This is a genomic window from Haladaptatus litoreus (assembly GCF_900156425.1).
Classification (GTDB): domain Archaea; phylum Halobacteriota; class Halobacteria; order Halobacteriales; family Haladaptataceae; genus Haladaptatus; species Haladaptatus litoreus.
In genome coordinates this window covers 1325964-1343979 of sequence record NZ_FTNO01000001.1, presented here as the reverse complement: position 1 = coordinate 1343979, position 18016 = coordinate 1325964, and the positions used below count along the sequence as shown (strand labels likewise).

At 60.0% G+C, this 18016-nt stretch carries 16 protein-coding genes; 9 read left to right on the top strand and 7 right to left on the bottom strand.

The genetic code is table 11. From position 1 onward, the window contains the following. Positions 1-184 precede the first annotated feature (184 nt). Positions 185-1417: a carboxylate--amine ligase gene (locus BW974_RS07030; protein ID WP_076429239.1), complete on the bottom strand. Its 1233-nt coding sequence runs from the start codon at positions 1415-1417 to the stop codon at positions 185-187. A gap of 144 nt (positions 1418-1561) precedes the next feature. Between BW974_RS07030 and BW974_RS07025 the strand changes: the two genes are divergently transcribed. Further along, a complete protein-coding gene (locus tag BW974_RS07025) occupies positions 1562-2455 on the top strand; it encodes a DMT family transporter (protein ID WP_076429237.1) in 894 nt (297 codons plus the stop codon). A 25-nt stretch (positions 2456-2480) separates the two neighbouring features. Here BW974_RS07025 and BW974_RS07020 read toward each other — a convergent pair whose 3' ends face one another. Next, complete coding sequence (locus tag BW974_RS07020; protein ID WP_076430275.1) at positions 2481-3272, bottom strand: aldo/keto reductase; 792 nt, start codon at positions 3270-3272, stop codon at positions 2481-2483. Between the two features lie 348 nt (positions 3273-3620). Then, positions 3621-4793, bottom strand: a complete 1173-nt coding sequence (locus BW974_RS07015; RefSeq protein ID WP_076429235.1) for a M24 family metallopeptidase — start codon at positions 4791-4793, stop codon at positions 3621-3623. An 867-nt stretch (positions 4794-5660) separates the two neighbouring features. Here BW974_RS07015 and BW974_RS07010 point away from each other — a divergent pair. The 4 genes from BW974_RS07010 (at position 5661) to BW974_RS06995 (ending at position 10074) form a co-directional block, all read left to right on the top strand. Further along, on the top strand, positions 5661-7448 hold the full coding sequence (locus tag BW974_RS07010) for an acetyl-CoA carboxylase biotin carboxylase subunit (protein WP_076429233.1): 1788 nt from the start codon (positions 5661-5663) through the stop codon (positions 7446-7448). A gap of 80 nt (positions 7449-7528) precedes the next feature. Further along, positions 7529-8407, top strand: a complete 879-nt coding sequence (locus tag BW974_RS07005; RefSeq protein WP_076429231.1) for an SAM-dependent methyltransferase — start codon at positions 7529-7531, stop codon at positions 8405-8407. A 100-nt stretch (positions 8408-8507) separates the two neighbouring features. Next, on the top strand, positions 8508-9101 hold the full coding sequence (locus BW974_RS07000; RefSeq protein ID WP_076429228.1) for a DUF6663 family protein: 594 nt from the start codon (positions 8508-8510) through the stop codon (positions 9099-9101). A gap of 55 nt (positions 9102-9156) precedes the next feature. Beyond that, positions 9157-10074: a biotin--[acetyl-CoA-carboxylase] ligase gene (locus tag BW974_RS06995; protein WP_076429226.1), complete on the top strand. Its 918-nt coding sequence runs from the start codon at positions 9157-9159 to the stop codon at positions 10072-10074. Here BW974_RS06995 and BW974_RS06990 read toward each other — a convergent pair whose 3' ends face one another. From BW974_RS06990 to BW974_RS06975, 4 genes are all read right to left on the bottom strand, one after another. After that, on the bottom strand, positions 10075-10560 hold the full coding sequence (locus BW974_RS06990) for a universal stress protein (protein WP_076429224.1): 486 nt from the start codon (positions 10558-10560) through the stop codon (positions 10075-10077). 86 nt (positions 10561-10646) lie between these two features. Continuing rightward, positions 10647-11660, bottom strand: a complete 1014-nt coding sequence (locus tag BW974_RS06985) for an amidohydrolase family protein (protein WP_076429222.1) — start codon at positions 11658-11660, stop codon at positions 10647-10649. A gap of 74 nt (positions 11661-11734) precedes the next feature. Next, the gene (locus BW974_RS06980) at positions 11735-13249 is read right to left on the bottom strand and encodes an aldehyde dehydrogenase family protein (protein ID WP_076429220.1); all 1515 of its coding nucleotides are present in this window, start codon (positions 13247-13249) and stop codon (positions 11735-11737) included. A 183-nt stretch (positions 13250-13432) separates the two neighbouring features. Then, positions 13433-14656 (bottom strand): HD domain-containing protein, encoded by a 1224-nt coding sequence (locus BW974_RS06975; RefSeq protein ID WP_076429218.1) that lies wholly within the window; start codon positions 14654-14656, stop codon positions 13433-13435. A 120-nt stretch (positions 14657-14776) separates the two neighbouring features. Between BW974_RS06975 and cofD the strand changes: the two genes are divergently transcribed. From cofD to BW974_RS06955, 4 genes are read left to right on the top strand one after another with little or no spacing between them, the layout of a single operon-like run. Then, complete coding sequence (gene cofD, locus BW974_RS06970; RefSeq protein ID WP_076429216.1) at positions 14777-15787, top strand: 2-phospho-L-lactate transferase; 1011 nt, start codon at positions 14777-14779, stop codon at positions 15785-15787. After that, on the top strand, positions 15787-16530 hold the full coding sequence (locus BW974_RS06965) for a tRNA-dihydrouridine synthase (protein WP_076430274.1): 744 nt from the start codon (positions 15787-15789) through the stop codon (positions 16528-16530). Before cofD ends, BW974_RS06965 begins: the two co-directional genes overlap by 1 nt. Continuing rightward, positions 16527-17372, top strand: a complete 846-nt coding sequence (locus tag BW974_RS06960; protein WP_076429214.1) for a triphosphoribosyl-dephospho-CoA synthase — start codon at positions 16527-16529, stop codon at positions 17370-17372. Before BW974_RS06965 ends, BW974_RS06960 begins: the two co-directional genes overlap by 4 nt. Then, complete coding sequence (locus tag BW974_RS06955) at positions 17369-17947, top strand: DUF447 domain-containing protein (protein ID WP_076429212.1); 579 nt, start codon at positions 17369-17371, stop codon at positions 17945-17947. The genes BW974_RS06960 and BW974_RS06955 overlap by 4 nt, the downstream gene beginning before the upstream one ends. Positions 17948-18016: the final 69 nt, after the last annotated feature.

The window sequence follows — 18016 nt, the reverse complement described above, 5'->3', positions numbered from 1 at the left end:
AAACTGCGGTGGCGGTTTTCAGTGGAGTCGTGATTTGCGGAAAACACCGCGATAGACACACCAACAGAGTTGATTCCGAATCCAATCTCTCGCAAGTCGTGATTTGCGGAAAACACCGCGATAGACACACTAACAGAGTCGATTCCCGATTCAAAAACCGCGTCAAGAAATTCCACTGCGTTTGCTAGCAGGAGCAGTAATATTCGGAAGTCCCGAACTCCGTTTTCAGCAACCGATAGGACGGGCCGACATCACTCGGGCGATACACGCCAGTCGTCAAATCATCCAGTTCCTCAAACTCACCGGAAAACAGAGCACGCCACTCACGTTCATCGAGCACGTCCGAGAAAGCGGCATCGTTTGCGAGCAGTTTCAGGTAATCCGCCAGATAGACCCACATCGCGTCGTGCGTCTCACCAACGTCAAACTCCTCGCCGACTGCTTCGGCGTAGGCGGCCCCCGGAAGGTCGGCCCCGGCCTGCACGGGCAGGCTAATCCACTTCCACGGACGGGTGTTGATGTCCAACAGGACGTACTCCTCGCGCGATTGGTCGTAGACGAACTCGGATTCGCTGATGCCGTAGTAGCCGGTTTCTTCGAGAATCGACAGGGCACGCTCCTCGATTTCCGGTTGGTCGGCCTGCCGAACCAGACAGGACGTGCCGAACTCCTGCGGGTAGCGAACGCGGGCATTGCCGACGAAGGTGACCGGGTCGGCCTCTTGGGGAACGTAGGACGCGAGCGAGCAGTCACGCCCTGTTGCGATGTCCACCTTCTCTTGGGCCATGACGTTGATTCCGGCGTCTTCGGCCATCGCCACCACGTCCAAAAACTCCTCTTCGTCGGCGACTTCGATGACGTTCGTGCCGACGGCCTCCTCGAACTCGCGCTTGAGCGCGGGTTTGACGACGAACGGGAAGGAAAGATTTTCGAGTGCTGTTTCCGGGGCTGTGTCGGCCATTCGGTACGTTTCCGGATACGGAACGCCCAGTTCCTCGGCCTTCTCGTACAGCGATTCCTTGTTCAGCACGGCGTCGATGGTTTCCCGGCCTGCGAAGGGAAGACGGACGCCTTCGGGTTCGGTTCCGGCGAAGGCGTGCACCCATTCGTCCATGCAGGGGAACGCGACGGGTTCGTGTTCCAGTTCGCCCGCGAGAGCTTCCACGTCCTCGCGGAAGCCGTCACGGTCGTCCAGTGGGTAGGTCACCTGCCCCGCGAAATCCACGGCGTCGGAGTACGGCGCGACGCCCTTCCCATTCCTGTCGATGGCGATAACCGGGACGTCGTGCACCGACAGCGCGCGGGCGACGCTCAATCCGGTTACGTGTGCGTTACAGACGATTGCTGGCGGCCTGTCGAACGTCGTCCCCGCCACTGCTTGACGAAGCCCGTCGAACGAGCGAAATTCCTCGGCCATGAGGAGACGTTTTCGAAGCACGCGCTAAAGCGTGTTCGACTGGGCGATGTTCTCCGGTATCTCGGAGGGGTATCGAAGGAAAATCGTGTCGAGAGCTATCACCACGAAGGATGGATTGATTATCGACCGAGCTCATGTGCCACTGTGTCACGCACCACCATTATCTCGGCGTTCCTCGTGCTTTCCGCCCTTTGGGGGAGTTCGTTCGCCGCGATTCGTCTCGGTCTTCCGTCGATGCCTCCCGTCCTGTTCGCGGCACTTCGGTTCTATCTCGCTGGCGCGGTGATGTTGGCGTATGCGGTTCATTCGCAGACACGCTGGCGACCACGGGGTGACGACTGGAAAACGGTCGCGGTCGGCGCGCTGTTTTTCATCGCGGCTCATCACGCCTTCCTCTTCGTCGGCGAGCAGTACGTCACAAGCGCGGTCGCCGGAGTCATCATCAGCCTCGACCCGGTGCTGGCGGCCGGATTTGCGGCCCTCCTACTCCCCGACGAGCGACTGTCCGGAGTCGGGGTAGTGGGACTCCTGTTCGGCCTCGTCGGAGCGACAATCGTGGCGAACCCGTCCCCGGAAAATCTGGTTGGAAGCGACGCTCGCGGTGTCGTGTTGGTGTTTCTCGCCGCCGCGGCGTTCGCCCTCGGTGCGGTACTCACGCGCCGCTTTCGAACCGACTTGCCAGCGGTTTCGATGCAGGCGTGGATGATGCTCGTCGGAGCGGTCGTCCTTCACGCCGTCAGCCTCGCCCTCCCGAGCGAGCGATTGGCGGACGTCGAGTGGACGGTGGACGCCATCCTCGCACTCGGCTACCTTTCCTTCGTCGCAGGCGGCATCGGATTCCTGCTCTACTTCGCCCTGCTCGACGAAATCGGCCCGGTCGAAATCAATCTGGTCGGCTACGTCGCTCCCCTGTTCGCGGGACTCTCGGGATGGGTGGTTCTCGGCGAACCGATAGAAGAAACGACCGTGGCGGGATTTACGGTTATCGTCGTCGGGTTCGCCCTCCTCAAACGTCGGGCGCTTCGGGATGCGTTTTAATCGTCGGACTCACCATTGAGTACCGCTAGTTCCACGGTGCTCTGTCGGGGTCGATGAGTCGCTCTTCCTGGTCGATGTTGTCGATTTTTGCCACGTCCTCCTTGTCGAGTTCGACGCCCAGACTGCGCCAGTTCTCCTGAATGTGTTCCTGCCCGGTCGCCTTCGGGATGGCGGTGACGCCCTTTTCACGGCACCACGCGAGGCTGACCTGTTCCGGGGTGGCGTCGTACTTCTCCGCGACCGCCCGAAGTTCCGGAACGTCCGCCACGTCGCCGCGAGCGATAGGCGAGTAGGCGACCAGTTCCACGTCAACGTCCTCCTGCCCGCAGAACTCCCTGAGGTCGTCCTGTTGGAGCAACGGATGCATCTCGACCTGGTTGGCGAAAATCGGTTCTTCGGCGGCTTCGACCGCCTCTTCGAGGAGGTCTACCGTGAAGTTGCTCACACCGATTTCGCGTATCAATCCTTCCTCGCGGAGTTCCGCGAAGGCTTCGAGCGTGTCGTCCGCTTCGTAGTCGCCGGTCGGCCAGTGGACGTAGAGCAAATCGACGTAGTCGAGTCCCAACCGGTCGAGGCTCTCTTCCGCGCTCGTGAGCACTTGGTCGTAGTCCAAATTATCCGGGCTGACTTTCGTCGCCACGAACAGTTCATCGCGGGAGACGTCCGATTCGGCGATAGCATCGCCCACCGCGGATTCGTTGTCGTACCCTTCTGCAGTGTCGATGTGCCGATAGCCGGTTTCGATGGCGGTTTTCACGCTCTCGACACACTGGTCGTAATCGTCCAACTCGTAGGTTCCGAAGCCGAGCATCGGCATGCCGTGAGTTTCGGGCGCGGAGAAGGCGGTCACTTCCGGACTCGACTCTTCCGGTTCGGGTTGGCTTTCTTCTTCGCCTTCGGTTTCCATCGCTTGCTTTACCGCGTCGGGCGTCTCGATTTCAGAGGGCTTCATCCCCATCTCATCCAGTGCGGGTGCACCCTTCGAGCGCTTTCCAAACAAGTATCCAAAGGCAAATCCCACACCGAGCGGGAGCACACGCCGGAGGAGACTCGTCGTTCGCCCCGTCTGTTCCGTGTGCGACTCTTCGGTGTCCGATTTTTCTTCGACCATGAAAACGCAGTCGCGGGAGGGCTACTTTTCGGTTGTGGCAGATAGAGTTGGAACTCAGTCCAACACGAATTCAATCGGATAGTCGGTCAGATTCTCGTAGCCATCTTCTGTGACGACGACTAAATCCTCGATTCGAACGCCGCCGACCTCTGGGTCGTACAAGCCCGGTTCGATGGTGATGACGTGGCCTGGTTTCAGTTCGCCACCTGCTGGGCTGACTTTCGGCAGTTCGTGAACGTCCAAGCCGATGCCGTGGCCCGTGCTGTGGATGAATCCGGTTTCCGTGTTCGAGTCGCTTCGGAGCGTTTCGTAGCCCGCGTTTTCGTACACGTCGCAGACCGCGTCGTGAACCTCCGTTCCTGTCGCACCCGGTTCGACGGCTTCGAGCGCCGCATCGAACGCCTCGTGGGTGAGGTTGTAGCGCGCGCGCATCTCGTCGGATGGGTCGCCCTTGACGAACGTCCGGGTCATGTCGGCGTGGTACTTGCTCGCCTTGTCGCGCGGGAAGATGTCGATGATAATCGCTTCGTCGGCTTTGAGCGGCCCGCTTCCGCGGTTGTGGGGGTCTGCCGCGTCCACCCCGCAGGCGACGATGGTTTCGTCCAGTGCGGCCCCGTGGCGCAGGAGAGTGACTTCGATTTCCTCTTTCACGCGCTCGCTGGTCAGCACCTCGCCGTCGTGGTAGAGGATGCCGTCTTCGACCGTCGCGCTGGAAAGGAGGTCTTCCGCGGCCTGCATGGACGCCTCGTTGGCCTTCTGTGCGACGCGAACGTGTTCGATTTCCTCGTCCGTCTTCGTCGCGCGGATTTCGGTGATGACGTCGGTTTCTTCGGGCGAGACGGAAACGCCAACGTCGCGCAGGCCGTCCGCGGTACCGACCGGGAAGCGTTCTGGAACGGCGACCGATTCCACGCCGCGGTCGGCGAGGAACTCGGCGAGAATGCGCATTTCGGCTTCTTTCCAGCCGTATTCGGAGACCTTCTCGTGGAAGTTGTACTCTGCGGTTCGCGTGACCGTTTCCGCGTCACTCTCTTTTTTCGCCCGTCCGTATTCGAGGCTCGAAACGAGCAGGTGGACGCCGTCCGCGTAGAGCGTCGTGAAGGCGTCAGGGGCGTCGAATCCGGAGAGATACAACTGGTCTGAGTCGGAGGATGCCGCGTCGATGAGGAAGCCGTCTACGCCCATCGAATCGAGCGCGGAATCCAGCGCCGAGAGGTCTTTTTCCATATGTCCCGCGACAGAGGCGAACAGTAAAACGATGTCGGAGATGGGGAGTTTGAGACGTGATTTGTTTTACGCGATTGAGACTGATACATACATTTTCACTATGTCAGCACGGCTCCAACGGGAGTGCAATCACGGAGAAACTGACAGCAAATAGCTGCAGTTTATTTCGAACGCGAGTTGGCAAGTCACGACAGCAGTGCAATAGAAACTGTGAGAAAACCGATAGCAAATAGCTGAAATTCATTTTGAACGTGAGTTTGCAAATCACGACTGCAATGAGACCGCCACCACACCGCAACCGCCGCAAGCCTCACCCCCCCAACCGACCCCCTCGCTCCTGCCGTCGCTCAGTCGCCCCTCGCGCGAACTCGGGCAGACCTTCAGACGTAAAGTCCTCAGGTCTGCCGACGCACGCGCCACTGTGCTTGCGTCAGTTCGAAAATCCTAACCAACCGCGATGGCGCGCGCTGGCGAGCCTTCGAGGAGTTCACCTCCGAGAAGGCGAGATGAAGCGCGCGAGGGATGACTAAAACGAGCGCCAGCGAGTCGAAGGAATCGGTTGGGGAGGCATGTGGGCGGTTGCGGTTTGATTGGAGTCGTGATTACTTCGCGCCATTTCTATAACTACAAGGATAATTCCGACTCGGCCTTTTCGCGATGGCAAGGAAACGATGAAAACTCCATTTCTCGTTCCCATGGGTGCCTCCGATTGCCAAAAACATCTCGACAACCCGCAAAGCTATCGACCCACAAATCTCCATAAAACTCGTCAACCAGTGAAAACACGACTCGTTGACGACACACTCCTACTCCCCGAAAGAAAAATCGACAGAATGAGGTAACCCTCCCGAATAGAGTTCCGCAAGAATGTTCGACAAGGTTCTCGTCGCAAACCGCGGGGAAATCGCGGTTCGCGTCATGCGCGCCTGTGAAGAACTCGGAATCGACACCGTCGCCGTGTACAGTGACGCCGACCGAAATGCTGGCCACGTCCGTTACGCCGACGAAGCATACAACATCGGCCCGGCGCGGGCGGCCGACTCGTACCTCGACCACGAGGCAGTCATCGACGCCGCGGAAAAGGCTGGCGCGGACGCCATCCATCCCGGCTACGGCTTCCTCGCGGAGAACGCCGAGTTCGCAGGGAAAGTCGAGGAAACCGAGGGCGTCACGTGGGTCGGTCCGACTAGCCACTCGATGGAACAACTGGGCGAGAAGACGAAAGCCCGGAAAGTGATGCAGGAGGCCGACGTACCAATCGTTCCGGGAACGACCGACCCCGTCACGGAACCCGAAGACGTCCACGCCTTCGGTGAGGAGTACGGTTACCCAATCGCCATCAAGGCGGAAGGTGGCGGCGGCGGCCGCGGGATGAAAGTCGTCCGAACCGAGGACGAAGTCGAAGAACAACTCGAATCCGCCCAGCGCGAGGGTGAGGCGTACTTCGACAACGATTCGGTCTACCTCGAACGCTATCTGGAACAGCCACGACACATCGAAGTGCAAATTATCGCCGACCAGCAGGGCAACGTGCGCCACCTCGGCGAGCGTGACTGTTCGCTCCAGCGCCGTCACCAGAAGGTCATCGAGGAAGGCCCATCGCCCGCGCTCTCGGACGCGCTCCGAGAGGAAATCGGCGAGGCGGCCCGACAGGGTGTGAAAGCCTCCGACTACGTCAACGCCGGAACCGTGGAGTTCCTCGTGGAAGACGGCGAGTTCTTCTTCCTCGAAGTGAACACCCGGATTCAGGTCGAACACTGTGTGACGGAGGAACTGACGGGCATCGACATCGTGAAATGGCAACTCCGCGTCGCCGCGGGCGAGGAACTCGACTTCGCGCAGGACGACGTGGAACTCGAAGGCCACGCGATGGAGTTCCGAATCAACGCGGAGAACGCCGCACAGGACTTCGCACCTGCCCGAAGCGGGTCGCTCGATGTGTACGACCCGCCGGGAGGAGTCGGCGTCCGTCTGGACGATTCGCTTCGACAGGGTGACGACCTCGTGACGGATTACGACTCGATGATTGCGAAGCTCATCGTTCACGGTTCCGACCGTGAGGAATGTCTCGCGCGTGGGCGCAGAGCACTCGCGGAGTACGATATCGAAGGCGTCGTCACCATCATCCCGTTCCACCGCGTCATGCTCGAAGACGAGAAGTTCGTCGCGGGCGAGCACACGACGAAATATCTGGACGAAGAACTGGACGATGAAAAGGTCGCCGACGCACAAGCGAAATGGGGGTCGGCAGAATCGTCCGGCGAGGACGAGGAAGTCGTCGAACGCGAGTTCACGGTCGAAGTCAACGGCAAGCGATTCGAAGTCAATCTCGAACAGCGCGGCGAAATTGCGGCAGTTCCCGCGAACGGCAACTCCGGCGGCCAGAAGCCGAAGCCAGCGGGCGGAAGCAGCGGCGGCAGTGAAACCGTCGTGGACGCAGAGGGCGAGACGGTCAGCGCCGAGATGCAGGGGACGATTCTCGACGTGAAGGTCGCGGAGGGCGACGAAATCGAATCCGGCGACGTGGTCTGTGTCCTCGAAGCCATGAAGATGGAAAACAACGTGGTCGCTTCCCGCGGCGGCACCGTCACGCAAATCGCGGTGAGCGAGGGCGACAGCGTCGATATGGGCGACGTACTCGTCGTCGTTGACTGAACAGGAGCAATCGAAACCTCGGTTTTATTTTTGCTGAAGCAAACCTGCCCATTTAATAACTGATTTGACTATTTTCGACCGTGACTGATTCGACGTTCGATTTGCGTGCTGACGAAGGGTTGGAGGTAGGGAAACTCGCCGAACAGGCGACCCCAAACGAACCGTTTGTGTCCGGTGCAGATTTCTGGGACGACCCGTATATTTCCGAACAGTTACTTGACGCGCACTTAGACCCGGAGCGTAACGCCGCGAGCAGACCACACGACCGCATCGACGCTGAAGTCGAGTGGCTCGTTTCTGAACTCTCCCTTGATGAAGGGGACAGAATCCTCGATTTGGGGTGCGGGCCGGGCCTCTACTGTGAACGACTTCACGACTATGGATTGGACGTAACCGGCATCGACCTGTCGGACACCGCGCTCGACTACGCAAAAACGCGGGCAGAGGAGACCGGGCGGGATATCACGTATCGCCACGAAGATTATCGAAACCTATCTGATGAATCGAAATTCGACGCCGCCATCCTCGTCAACTTCGATTTCGGAACGTTCGCCAACGATGACCGGAACAGCATCCTCCGGTCGGTGCATACCGCTCTCGCACCTGTGGGGCGATTCGCCTTCGACGTATACACCGAGCGCAACTGGACAGCAACAGACATCGGAACCGAATGGAGCGTGCAAGAGGGTGCTGGATTTTGGCGTCCAGTTCCGCATCTTGTACTTTCGGAAACCGTTCCTTTCCCCGATAGCGGGGTACACCTCGACCAGCACTTCGTTATCGAGGAGTCCGGGGAGGCGAGCGTCTATCGGTTTTGGGAGCGATACTACGAACCGGACGGACTCAGAAGTTTTCTGTTCGAACACGATTTTGTTGTCGATGAGATATGGGAGGATTTTCGCGGCACGTCGTATTCCGACGAATCTGCGTCGATAAGTGTTGTCGCCCACCGAAACTGAGTTCTCGGTTGTAGCGGCATGACTTGCGGTCAGCGGGTACCACTCGAATGGCACGTCGGCGATTCGCGGGCTTTTTTCGAATTCGATTCCTACACGAACCATGGAAAATGGCGGGAGTTACCGCGTGCTGGCAGTATCCAACGATGGCGAACTGCGCCTACTCAACCGAGAAACGCACGAGCAAATCGTCACCGCAACCGGTGGCCACGACGGGCCAATCTCCGACCTCCATCCCGGCTATTGCATCGACGCCGACCTCGACTGGACAACGACCGAACCGTCGGTTCGGTCGTTGACGGTTCGACAGCCAACGCTATACACGTTCGTTGATCACATCGACCCGGTCTTCGAAGCGGCACAGCAAGCGTGGCAGAACGCACAGCTGACGGGTGATTCGATGAACAGTCAGGTGACTCGTAACACCGACAACGAGGTCAACGGCGTTCTCTACGTGTTCGCCGAAGACGACGCAAGCGGGATGTTTGAAAGCTTCCGCGATGGTTCACGTCCGCTCGACCCGCTGGTGGACAAAGTGAACGAACAGGAAGGTGACGACCCCCGAGAGGTGTTCGTTCTCCGACCTGAAAGCGAAACCTTCGTCATCGTCACCATCGCGCTCGAAAAAGGCGGACAGTTCGCGGACACGCTCCGGGAAACCTACGACTGTCCACGGCCGACGGAATCGCTCGGGTAATTCGAACCGCTCGCAAACGAAACCATTCTTGTTGAAACTCGTCCTACCTACTCGTATGAACGACACGCGCCGGGGCGTTTTGGACGCCCTCGCCGACGGCCCGATGTCCGGCCCGGAACTCGCGGAGACCCTCTCCGTCTCCCGGAATGCAGTCTGGAAGCACGTCGAAGCACTGCGCGAGTCGGGGTTCGAAATCGAAAGTACCGGCGACGGCTATCGACTGGGTGAAATTCCGGAGTTTGGCCCGGCAGTCGAGTACGGACTGGACGCCCCGTTCGAAATCGAATATCACGACTCCATCGGAAGCACGAACGACCGAGCGCGCGAACTGGCCGCGGAGGGTGCAGCAAGCGTGGTCGTGCTGGCCGACGAGCAGGTCGGTGGCAGAGGCCGACTCAAACGGAAGTGGGTCGGCCCGTCCGGCGGTGTTTGGTCGAGTCTCGTCCTCCGACCCGAAATTCCGCCGTCCCACGCGCCGCTGCTGACGCTTGCCGCCGCAGTTGCCGTGACGCGCGCGGCGCGAGAGGCGGGCGTTCCGGCGAACATCAAATGGCCGAACGACGTTCTCGTAGATGGCCAAAAGCTCTGTGGCATCCTTACCGAGATGGAAGGCGAGGCAAACCGCGTCTCGTGGGTCATCGTCGGCATCGGAATCAACGTCAACATCGCTGGAGAAGATTTACCAGAGGGCGCGACGAGCGTGCAGGAACAGGCAGGAACCGTCAATCGCAGGGCCTTCACCCAGCGATTGCTGGAGGAGTTCGACGAACTACGAACCGACCCCGAGACAATACTGCCAGCGTGGCGCGAACATTCCGCAACGCTCGGTCAGCGAGTCCGCGTCGAAACGAGAACCGAAGACGTAGTCGGGGAAGCAATCGACATCGAATCACCCGGCGTGCTGGTCGTGGACACCGACGACGGGGAAGCACGAGTTCACGCGGGTGACTGCGAACACCTGCGGCCAGTGTGATTAGCTACTCCCTTTCGCTTTCTCGGTTGCCTCGGCTTTCGGCGTCACCTCGTCCTTTTCGACCCGCACGGTGAGAACGGGAACGGTCGAAGCGCGGACGACGCGTTCGGCGACACTGCCGAGTAGGAGGCGGTCGATGCCGCCGCGTCCGTGGGTTCCCATGACGATGAGGTCGAAGCCTTCCTGTTCTGCGTATCGGACGATTTCCTTGTTCGGTGCTCCCTCCACGAGGTGCGTCGTCAGCGACACGTCGTATCGGCTTGCGACTTTCTGCACGTCTTCGAGTGCCGATTCACCTTCATCCTGCAACATGTCGGTGACGCCTTCCCACGAGGTTTCCATCGGTAGGCTGGCGAACGTCGCGGAGTTGACGACGTAAATCGCGTGCAGTTCTGCCCCATGCGCCTCGGCTAGTTTGGCGGCGTGTGCAACTACCTGCTTCGTTTCCGCCGAACCGTCCGTCGGCACGAGAATTCGGTCGTACATAGGAACGTTACCGAATGGCACGGTGTGGGGTGTCTTAACTTGTTTGGTGGGTGAACCTTCGAATCGAAACAGTACGGCAAACCGTTCTACAACAGCACGTCTTTCACGTCGCTTGCGCCTGCTCGGCGAACGACCGACCGAATCACGTCCCGATTGCCGGTGAGATTGTCCGAGTCGCCGTCCAGAACGAGCAGTTTTCCGTCGCGTCCCGATTCGATGACGCCGCAGTTCAGCCCCGCGATTCGCGCTCCGTTCTGAGTCGCCATGCGAAGCACCTCTCTGGCCGAAAGGTCAGTCAGTTTCGCGGTGAACTCCATCTCCCGAAACATCGACGGACTGTTCAACATCACGTTGTCCGTCCCGAGCGCAACCGTCGTCCTGTCCAGTAGTTTCCGAATCGGCGGCAGTCCGACGCCGGTCACCAGATTCGAGCGCGGACAGACCACGATTGGAATCCCGTTGTCCTCGATTCTGTCGAGGTGAATCGGCTCCGGATGGACGACGTGAACGAGGAACTCCGGCGACAGGTCGAGCGCCGGGTTGATGTCGCTCGGGTCGGCCTCGCCCGCGTGGATGCCGAACAGTTTTTCTGCTTTCTTCGTCGCGCGGCGCTCCTCGCCAAAGCTGTCGTCGTTTGCACCACTCGCGCCGAATCCGTCCGCCGCCTCCATCGCCTCGATTGTCTCCCGGCCGAGGATAATCGGGTCGATGTCCAACCCTTCGGCGGCCTCCCGAAGCGCGAACACGCCTTCGACGCCACCCTCCCGAAATTCGAGGAACGAGGCGGTCCCCGTCGATTGCATGAACTGCACCGACCGCCGCATCGCCTCGACTTTCTCGCTTCGAGCGGTTTGTCGGAGTAGTCGGTGTTTAAGACCATCGGGCGGTGCGACGAGTTCTTCGAGCGACAACCCGCCGCCAGCCTCCTTCGCAATCGAGTCGCCGATGTGCGTGTGCGCGTTGACGAACGCGGGGAGAATGATGTCCGACGACGAAACGGATTCCTCCTCGATAGCTGTAATCGTGCCGTCTTCGACGACCACGCGACCCTCGACCGATTCGAAGTTCGGGCCGCGAAGTATCGTGCCTTCGACTAACATATCCCTTGTTCGTCTGTCGTCAATCCAGCTTCTTAGCCCTATCTCTCCTTCGTCGGAAACGAATGAGAGGAAAATCAGTAGGGGTACGCTCGGGGGTCTTCCTGAACCGAAATCCACCTCGTCTCGGTGAGTTCGTCCATAATCCATTCGCCGTTGTACCGACCGATTCCGGAGCCATTGACGCCGCCGAAGGGAATGTGCGGTTCGTCGTTCAGCGTCTGGTCGTTGATGTGAACCATGCCGGTGTTAATGTCGTTCGCGAGTTCCATCGCGTGGTCGATGTCGGTTGAGTGAATCGACCCCGAGAGGCCGTATTCGGTCGCGTTGGCGATTTCGATGGCCTCCTCGTCGGTTTCGTAGGGGATGACCGGTGCGATGGGACCGAAATGTTCGTCCACCGCGATTGGCATCTCGTTCGTCACGTTCGAGAGAACGGTCGGTTCGACGAACCACCCGTCGTGGCTACCGCCGGTTTCGACAACCGCCCCCTGTGCGACCGATTCGTCAACGAGCGCGACCATCGAGTCACGCTGTTTTTCGTTCATCACTGGGCCGACGATAATGCCGTCTTCCATGGGGTCGCCCATGGGTAGCGACTCCGCGCGGGACGCGAGTCTGGTGACGTATTCATCGTACACCGATTCGTGGACGACGTGGCGATTGATGGAGATACACTCCTGTCCTTGATGCGTGAACGACCCGAAGACGCCGCCATCGACTGCCCGGTCGAGGTCGGCCTCTGGAGTCACGATGTGGACGTTGTTCCCGCCGAGTTCGAGCGACGGCGCCGACAACTGTCGGGCCGCCGCCGCGCCGACTTCGCGTCCGACTTCGGTGGAACCGGTGAACGAGATGACCGACGGGGTGGGATGAGAAGCGACGGCAGTTCCGACCTCCGAACCCGTCCCAGTGACGACGTTCAACACGCCGTCCGGCAGTCCTGCCTCGTCGAACAGTTTCGCCAGCGCGAGACCTCCCGTGATGGAGGTCTCCGTCGAGGGTTTGAGAACCACCGAGTTCCCCAACGCGATTGCCGGGGCGACGACTCGCATGGAGAGGTACAGCGGGAAGTTCCACGGCGAGATGACGCCGATGACGCCTGTCGGCACCTGCTCGACGAGATTCTTCTTTCCGGGGATGACCGAATCGTGTTCGGTCGTTTCGTAATCGGACGCGAGAGATTCCGCGACCTCCATCGTTCCGCGGGTCAGGTCGGTTTCGAGTTCGGCTTTGAAACGCACGCCGCCACATTCGATGGCGAAGAGGCGAACGAGGTCGTCTGCATAGTCGTCGAGTAACCTCCGAGCAGTAGCGACGACCTCGGCACGCTCTTCCGGCGTCCGTTCAGCCCATTCGCGTTGGGCGTCTACAGCATGCTGGTAGGCATCGTCTACATCGGCCGTCGTCGCGGCGGGGACGGCACCCACAGCGTCACGAGTCGTCGGGTCGAGGATGGGGCAGGTGTCGCGGTCGCCCACAGCACGCCACGTGCCGTCGATGTACATCGCGTTCCAGCCGCCGTCCGGCGTGATGCCGAGGTTCGAGAGACGGTGCTGTTCCGTTTTCCGCGCTGATTCCGCGAGTGTCATACAGTATCATATCACCCATGATAACTTATAATTATTGTATAATTTAGACTTTTAAATTATGTATGGGACAGAGCGGGTGTTTTAGAATGGACGAGGACACGGTTCACAGTAGTCCAAATAGCACTTTGGTGCCCAACCTACCCAGCAAAATCGCAGTCGTGCTTCGATTTTCTCAGTTTCACATCATTCGAAATCGTCCAGCGTCGTTCTCACGCCGGTTCGAACGTCGCTGACCAGCGTTCCGTCGGTGTCCAATCCGAGGACGCGCTCGGTTGCGAGTCCGATGTCCTCGGTTTTCTCCGCTGGTGCGTACACGCCCAGTCGCCACTGGTCGCGCTGAACTTGCTGGAGCGCCCGGACGAGCGTGGACTGTTCTCCCAGTGCGCGCACGTCACCGTTGACGACAACGCGCGACGAGGATTCCGTCATTCGTGGCCGACTGAGAACGTCGAGGATAACGGATTCGGAATCGACACCCGCACTCTCTGCGATGTCCGATTCGTATTCACGGATGGTTTCGTGGTCGGCGTCGATTATTTCGTCCGGAACGTCCTGCATCTCCGCCCAAACGGCGCGCTTGTACAGGTCGCGGTGGGAGAGTCGGCGAGCGGATTCGGCGGTTTCCGGTGTTGTCCTGAGCGCGACGAGCAAATCGTGGTCGTCCATTCGGCGCAACTGCTCGGCGTCGATGTCCGGTTCGGAGAGCAGTCGCTCGCTCGCCCGCTGGAGCATCGCCTTACTGATTCGCGTGACGTGGTGGTTGTACACCGTCGGATTCATCAGCGCGCGCGCGACGAGCAGGCTTTCCGCGGTCTGGACGTTCCCCTCCGCGAGAACGAGTTCGCCGTCGAGAAACGTCAGTTCGCGGGTGAGTCGCTCGTGGTCGATGGTTCCGTAGGGAACCCCCGTGTGGTGGGCATCACGAACCAAATAGTCCATCCTGTCCACGTCGAGTTCGCCGGAGACGACCTGTCCGAGTTCGCCCGCTCCCGCGATGAGTCCGGCGATGGTGTCCGGATCTAAATCGTGTTCGCGAAGCACGTCGCCGACTTCCGATTCGGAGATAAGGTCGTGAACGTCGTCGTGGTATTTGCCCGTGTGCCGGTGAATGAGTTCTTCGATAGTGTGGCTGTACGGGGAGTGTCCGATATCGTGGAGGAGGGCCGCGGCGCGGACTCGCTCGGCCTGTGTTCCCTCGATACCGAGATTCGTGAGGGCTTCGCAGGCGAGATGGTAGACGCCGAGGCTGTGTTCGAATCGGGTGTGATTCGCCGAGGGGTAGACGAGACGAGCGGTGCCGAGTTGCGTGATATGCCGAAGTCGCTGGACTGCGGGCGTGTCCAACAGGTCACGCGCCACTCCCACCACGTCGATGTGGTCGTGGACGCTGTCCTTAATCGTCTTCATTGAATACAGGTTGGTTCGTCATCCTATAAAAACCGAAGGACGAAATTACGGTACGAGAGTCGAACAGAAAATTTCCACAAGCGACGAAAACTTAACCGCACGAATCACAACAGTTCCACCATGGCAACGTTTCTTTCCGGGGGAACTGGCACCCCAAAACTTCTAGACGGCGCGTTTTCGGTCTTCTCGCCCGCCGAAACGACCGTCGTCGGAAACACGGGCGACGACGTGGAGTTAGGTGGCCTGCTCGTCTGTCCCGATATCGACACCGTCCTGTTCCAGCAGGGTGACGTGCTGAACCGCGAGACGTGGTGGGGAATCGCGGACGACACGACCGAAACGCACGACGAACTCCATCGACTCGCGGAGTCGGCGGGATTGGAAGGAGGGCCGCGATACCTCCCCGACGGCCAACAGACTGCTGGACGGAAAATCGCCCGTTGGCGGCGATTTTCCGGCGTCGCTGAGTTCATGCTTCTCGGTGACCGCGACAGGGCAGTTCACGTCACTCGAACTGGTTTGTTGGATGAAGGGAACAGTCTCACCGAAACGACCCGGATTTTGGCCGATGCCTTCGGTTCGCCGCTGGACATCGTCCCGATGAGCGACGACCCGGTGGCGAGCATCATTCACACACCAGAAGGCGAAATGCACTTTCAGGAGTTTTGGGTCGCACGTGGCGGCGAACCCGAGGTAACCGACGTAGAATTCCGCGGCGCGGATGACGCCTCCGCGTCATCCGCCGCGCTTTCCGCGCTGACCGACGAACCCGTCGTCATCGGCCCGTCGAACCCGGTGACGAGTATCGGCCCGATGCTGGCAATCGACGAGTTTCGGGAGGCACTCGAAACGGCGACCGTGGTCGCCGTTTCGCCGTTCGTGGAAGACCGCGTTTTCTCCGGGCCAGCGGGGAAATTGATGGACGCAGTCGGCTACGAACCGAACACTGCTGGCGTGGCCGAAGCGTATCCCTTCGTAGACGCCTTCGTATTGGACGACGAGGATGGCACGAATCTCGACCGACCGGTGGTCAGAACGGACACGAAGATGGACGACGCGGCGGATGCAGAGCGCGTCGCTCGCGCGGTGGAACAAGCAATAGAGGAAGCAAAAGCGATGGAGGTTGCATGATGTTTTCGCCTCGTGTCGCACTGGCCAGTCTTTCGGGTAAATCCGACGCCGAATGGGCGATGGCTGGCGCGGAACACGCTGGCGCGGCGTTTTTGGGCGGTATCGCGTTGGACGAAGAAACGCGGAGTGCGGCGCGAAAGCTGGTTTCCCGCGACCGAACCGAGTTCCTGCCGGACGACCCAATCGAGTTCGTTGACGACCAACTCGAAAGACTGTCCGAGACGCCGATTCGACCGGGATTCAACGTGCGCTCCGCCACGCTTTCGCCGATTCGAGAGGTGGCCGAAGTCTGTCGAAAACACGACGCGATAGTCGAAATCAACGCCCACTGCCGACAGGACGAGATGTGTGCGACCGGCGCGGGACAGTCGCTCCTCCACCATCCAGACCGACTGTGCGAGCAGGTTCGAGTGGCGAACAAGGCGGGTGCGACCGTCGGCGTCAAACTGCGAACCGAGGTTTCCGGCGTCGATTTGCCGGAACTCTGCCGCCGGGTTACAGATATGGGTGCGGCGGTCATCCACGTAGATGCGATGGATTCGGAGCACGTAATCGCAGACATTGCCGAAACGACGGATTGCTTTCTCATTGCGAACAACGGCGTTCGTAACGAGGCGACGGTGCTCGAATATCTCGAACACGGCGCTGACGCGGTGAGCGTCGGCCGCCCGAGCGACCGCCCGGAAATCCTCTCTCGCGTGCGCCGCGCGACCGACGAGTGGTTCGCGGAGGTCGTCGTATGACGCCAGCGGAGCACGCGCAACTCGCGCTTCTGCTGGAAGTAGCCGGAACGCCGAAACCCGGCAACGTAGACCGCGACAGGGATTTTCCTGACTTACGATTCGAGCACTTCCTCACCGGAGCAGTCGGTTCCGGTGCTGGATTGCGCGCCGCCGAAGCAGATGCATCGGTCGGCGAGGCGTTCGAAGAATCGGTTGCGGGCATGAGTCAGCAAAGCGGCGGCAACACGCAGTTCGGCGCGCTCTGCCTGTTGGTTCCGCTGGTGAAAGCGACGGCAGAGAAAACATGTTCACCCGAATCTGCGTCGGAAGTCGTCGAGGGAACCACCGTCGAGGACGCAGTAGGATTCTATCGCGCGTTCGACCACGTTAACGTCTTCGTGGATGACCCGCCGGAGGGCGCTGACGAGTTCGACGTGCGGCGGGGGAGCGACGCGGTTCCAGCGATTCGAGAGGCGGGACTCACGTGGTACGACGTGATGGAACTCGGTGCGAACGAGGACGGTATCGCCCACGAGTGGACGAGTGGATTCGAACGAACCTTCGAAGCGGGCGAGCGAATCGCGGAACTCGACGGGTCGCTTTCGGGTCGCGGCGCGCGAGTGTATCTCGAACTCCTCGCGCACGAACCGGACACCCTCGTTGCGAAAAAGCACGGAAAGAAAACGGCGGAAAGTGTCCGCGTAAGAGCACAGGAAGCACTGCAAGAGGTTAGAAAGGGTGAACCGGAACTATTACATGCGTTCTCGGATTCGCTGGTCGAGAACGGCATCAACCCCGGAACGACAGCCGACATCGTGGCAGGAGGCCTGTTCGTCGCGCTGGAACGAGGAATACGACCGTGAGCAGTCGGACGAAATCGGACTGGCCGGTCGAACTGCGAGGCGTGACCGAATCCATCGTCACGACCCTCGGGCCGAACGAGTTGTGGAACGTGGCCGCATTGGGGCTTCACACCGGGAATCCCGTCACTGCGAAAACGTGGGGGAATACCCGAACCCGGCGGAACTTCCACCGGCAGGGTGGCGGCGTGGTTCAGTTCACGCACGACCCAGTGGATTTCGTTGATGCGACGCTTTCGATTCGAGAGGAAGAAGGTGCCATCTTGGATTCTGCGGATGCGTGGATCGAAGTCGAGGCAGAACGGGTTGATTCGGGCGAATCGGGCGGCACGAACTGGGAGCAGTGGGAACTCACTCCCGTCGAATCCGAAATCCGAACCGAACATGTCCCGACCGTCAATCGCGGTTTTTCGGCAATCGTGGAGGCAACCGTGGCCGTTTCCCGCCTCGACGTTGACGCCTACGACACCGCGGAACTTCGGGCACGGTTGGACTATTTCGAGGAGGTTGCCCGAAAATGCGGCGGCGAACGCGAGCGGCAGGCGTTCGACCGGATTCGGGAACTCACAGAGTGGTGAATACGCCGGAGTTCCATCTCGAAATCGCATCTCGGCAGAAGAATTACCGGATGCTGTCGGAGAAACTAT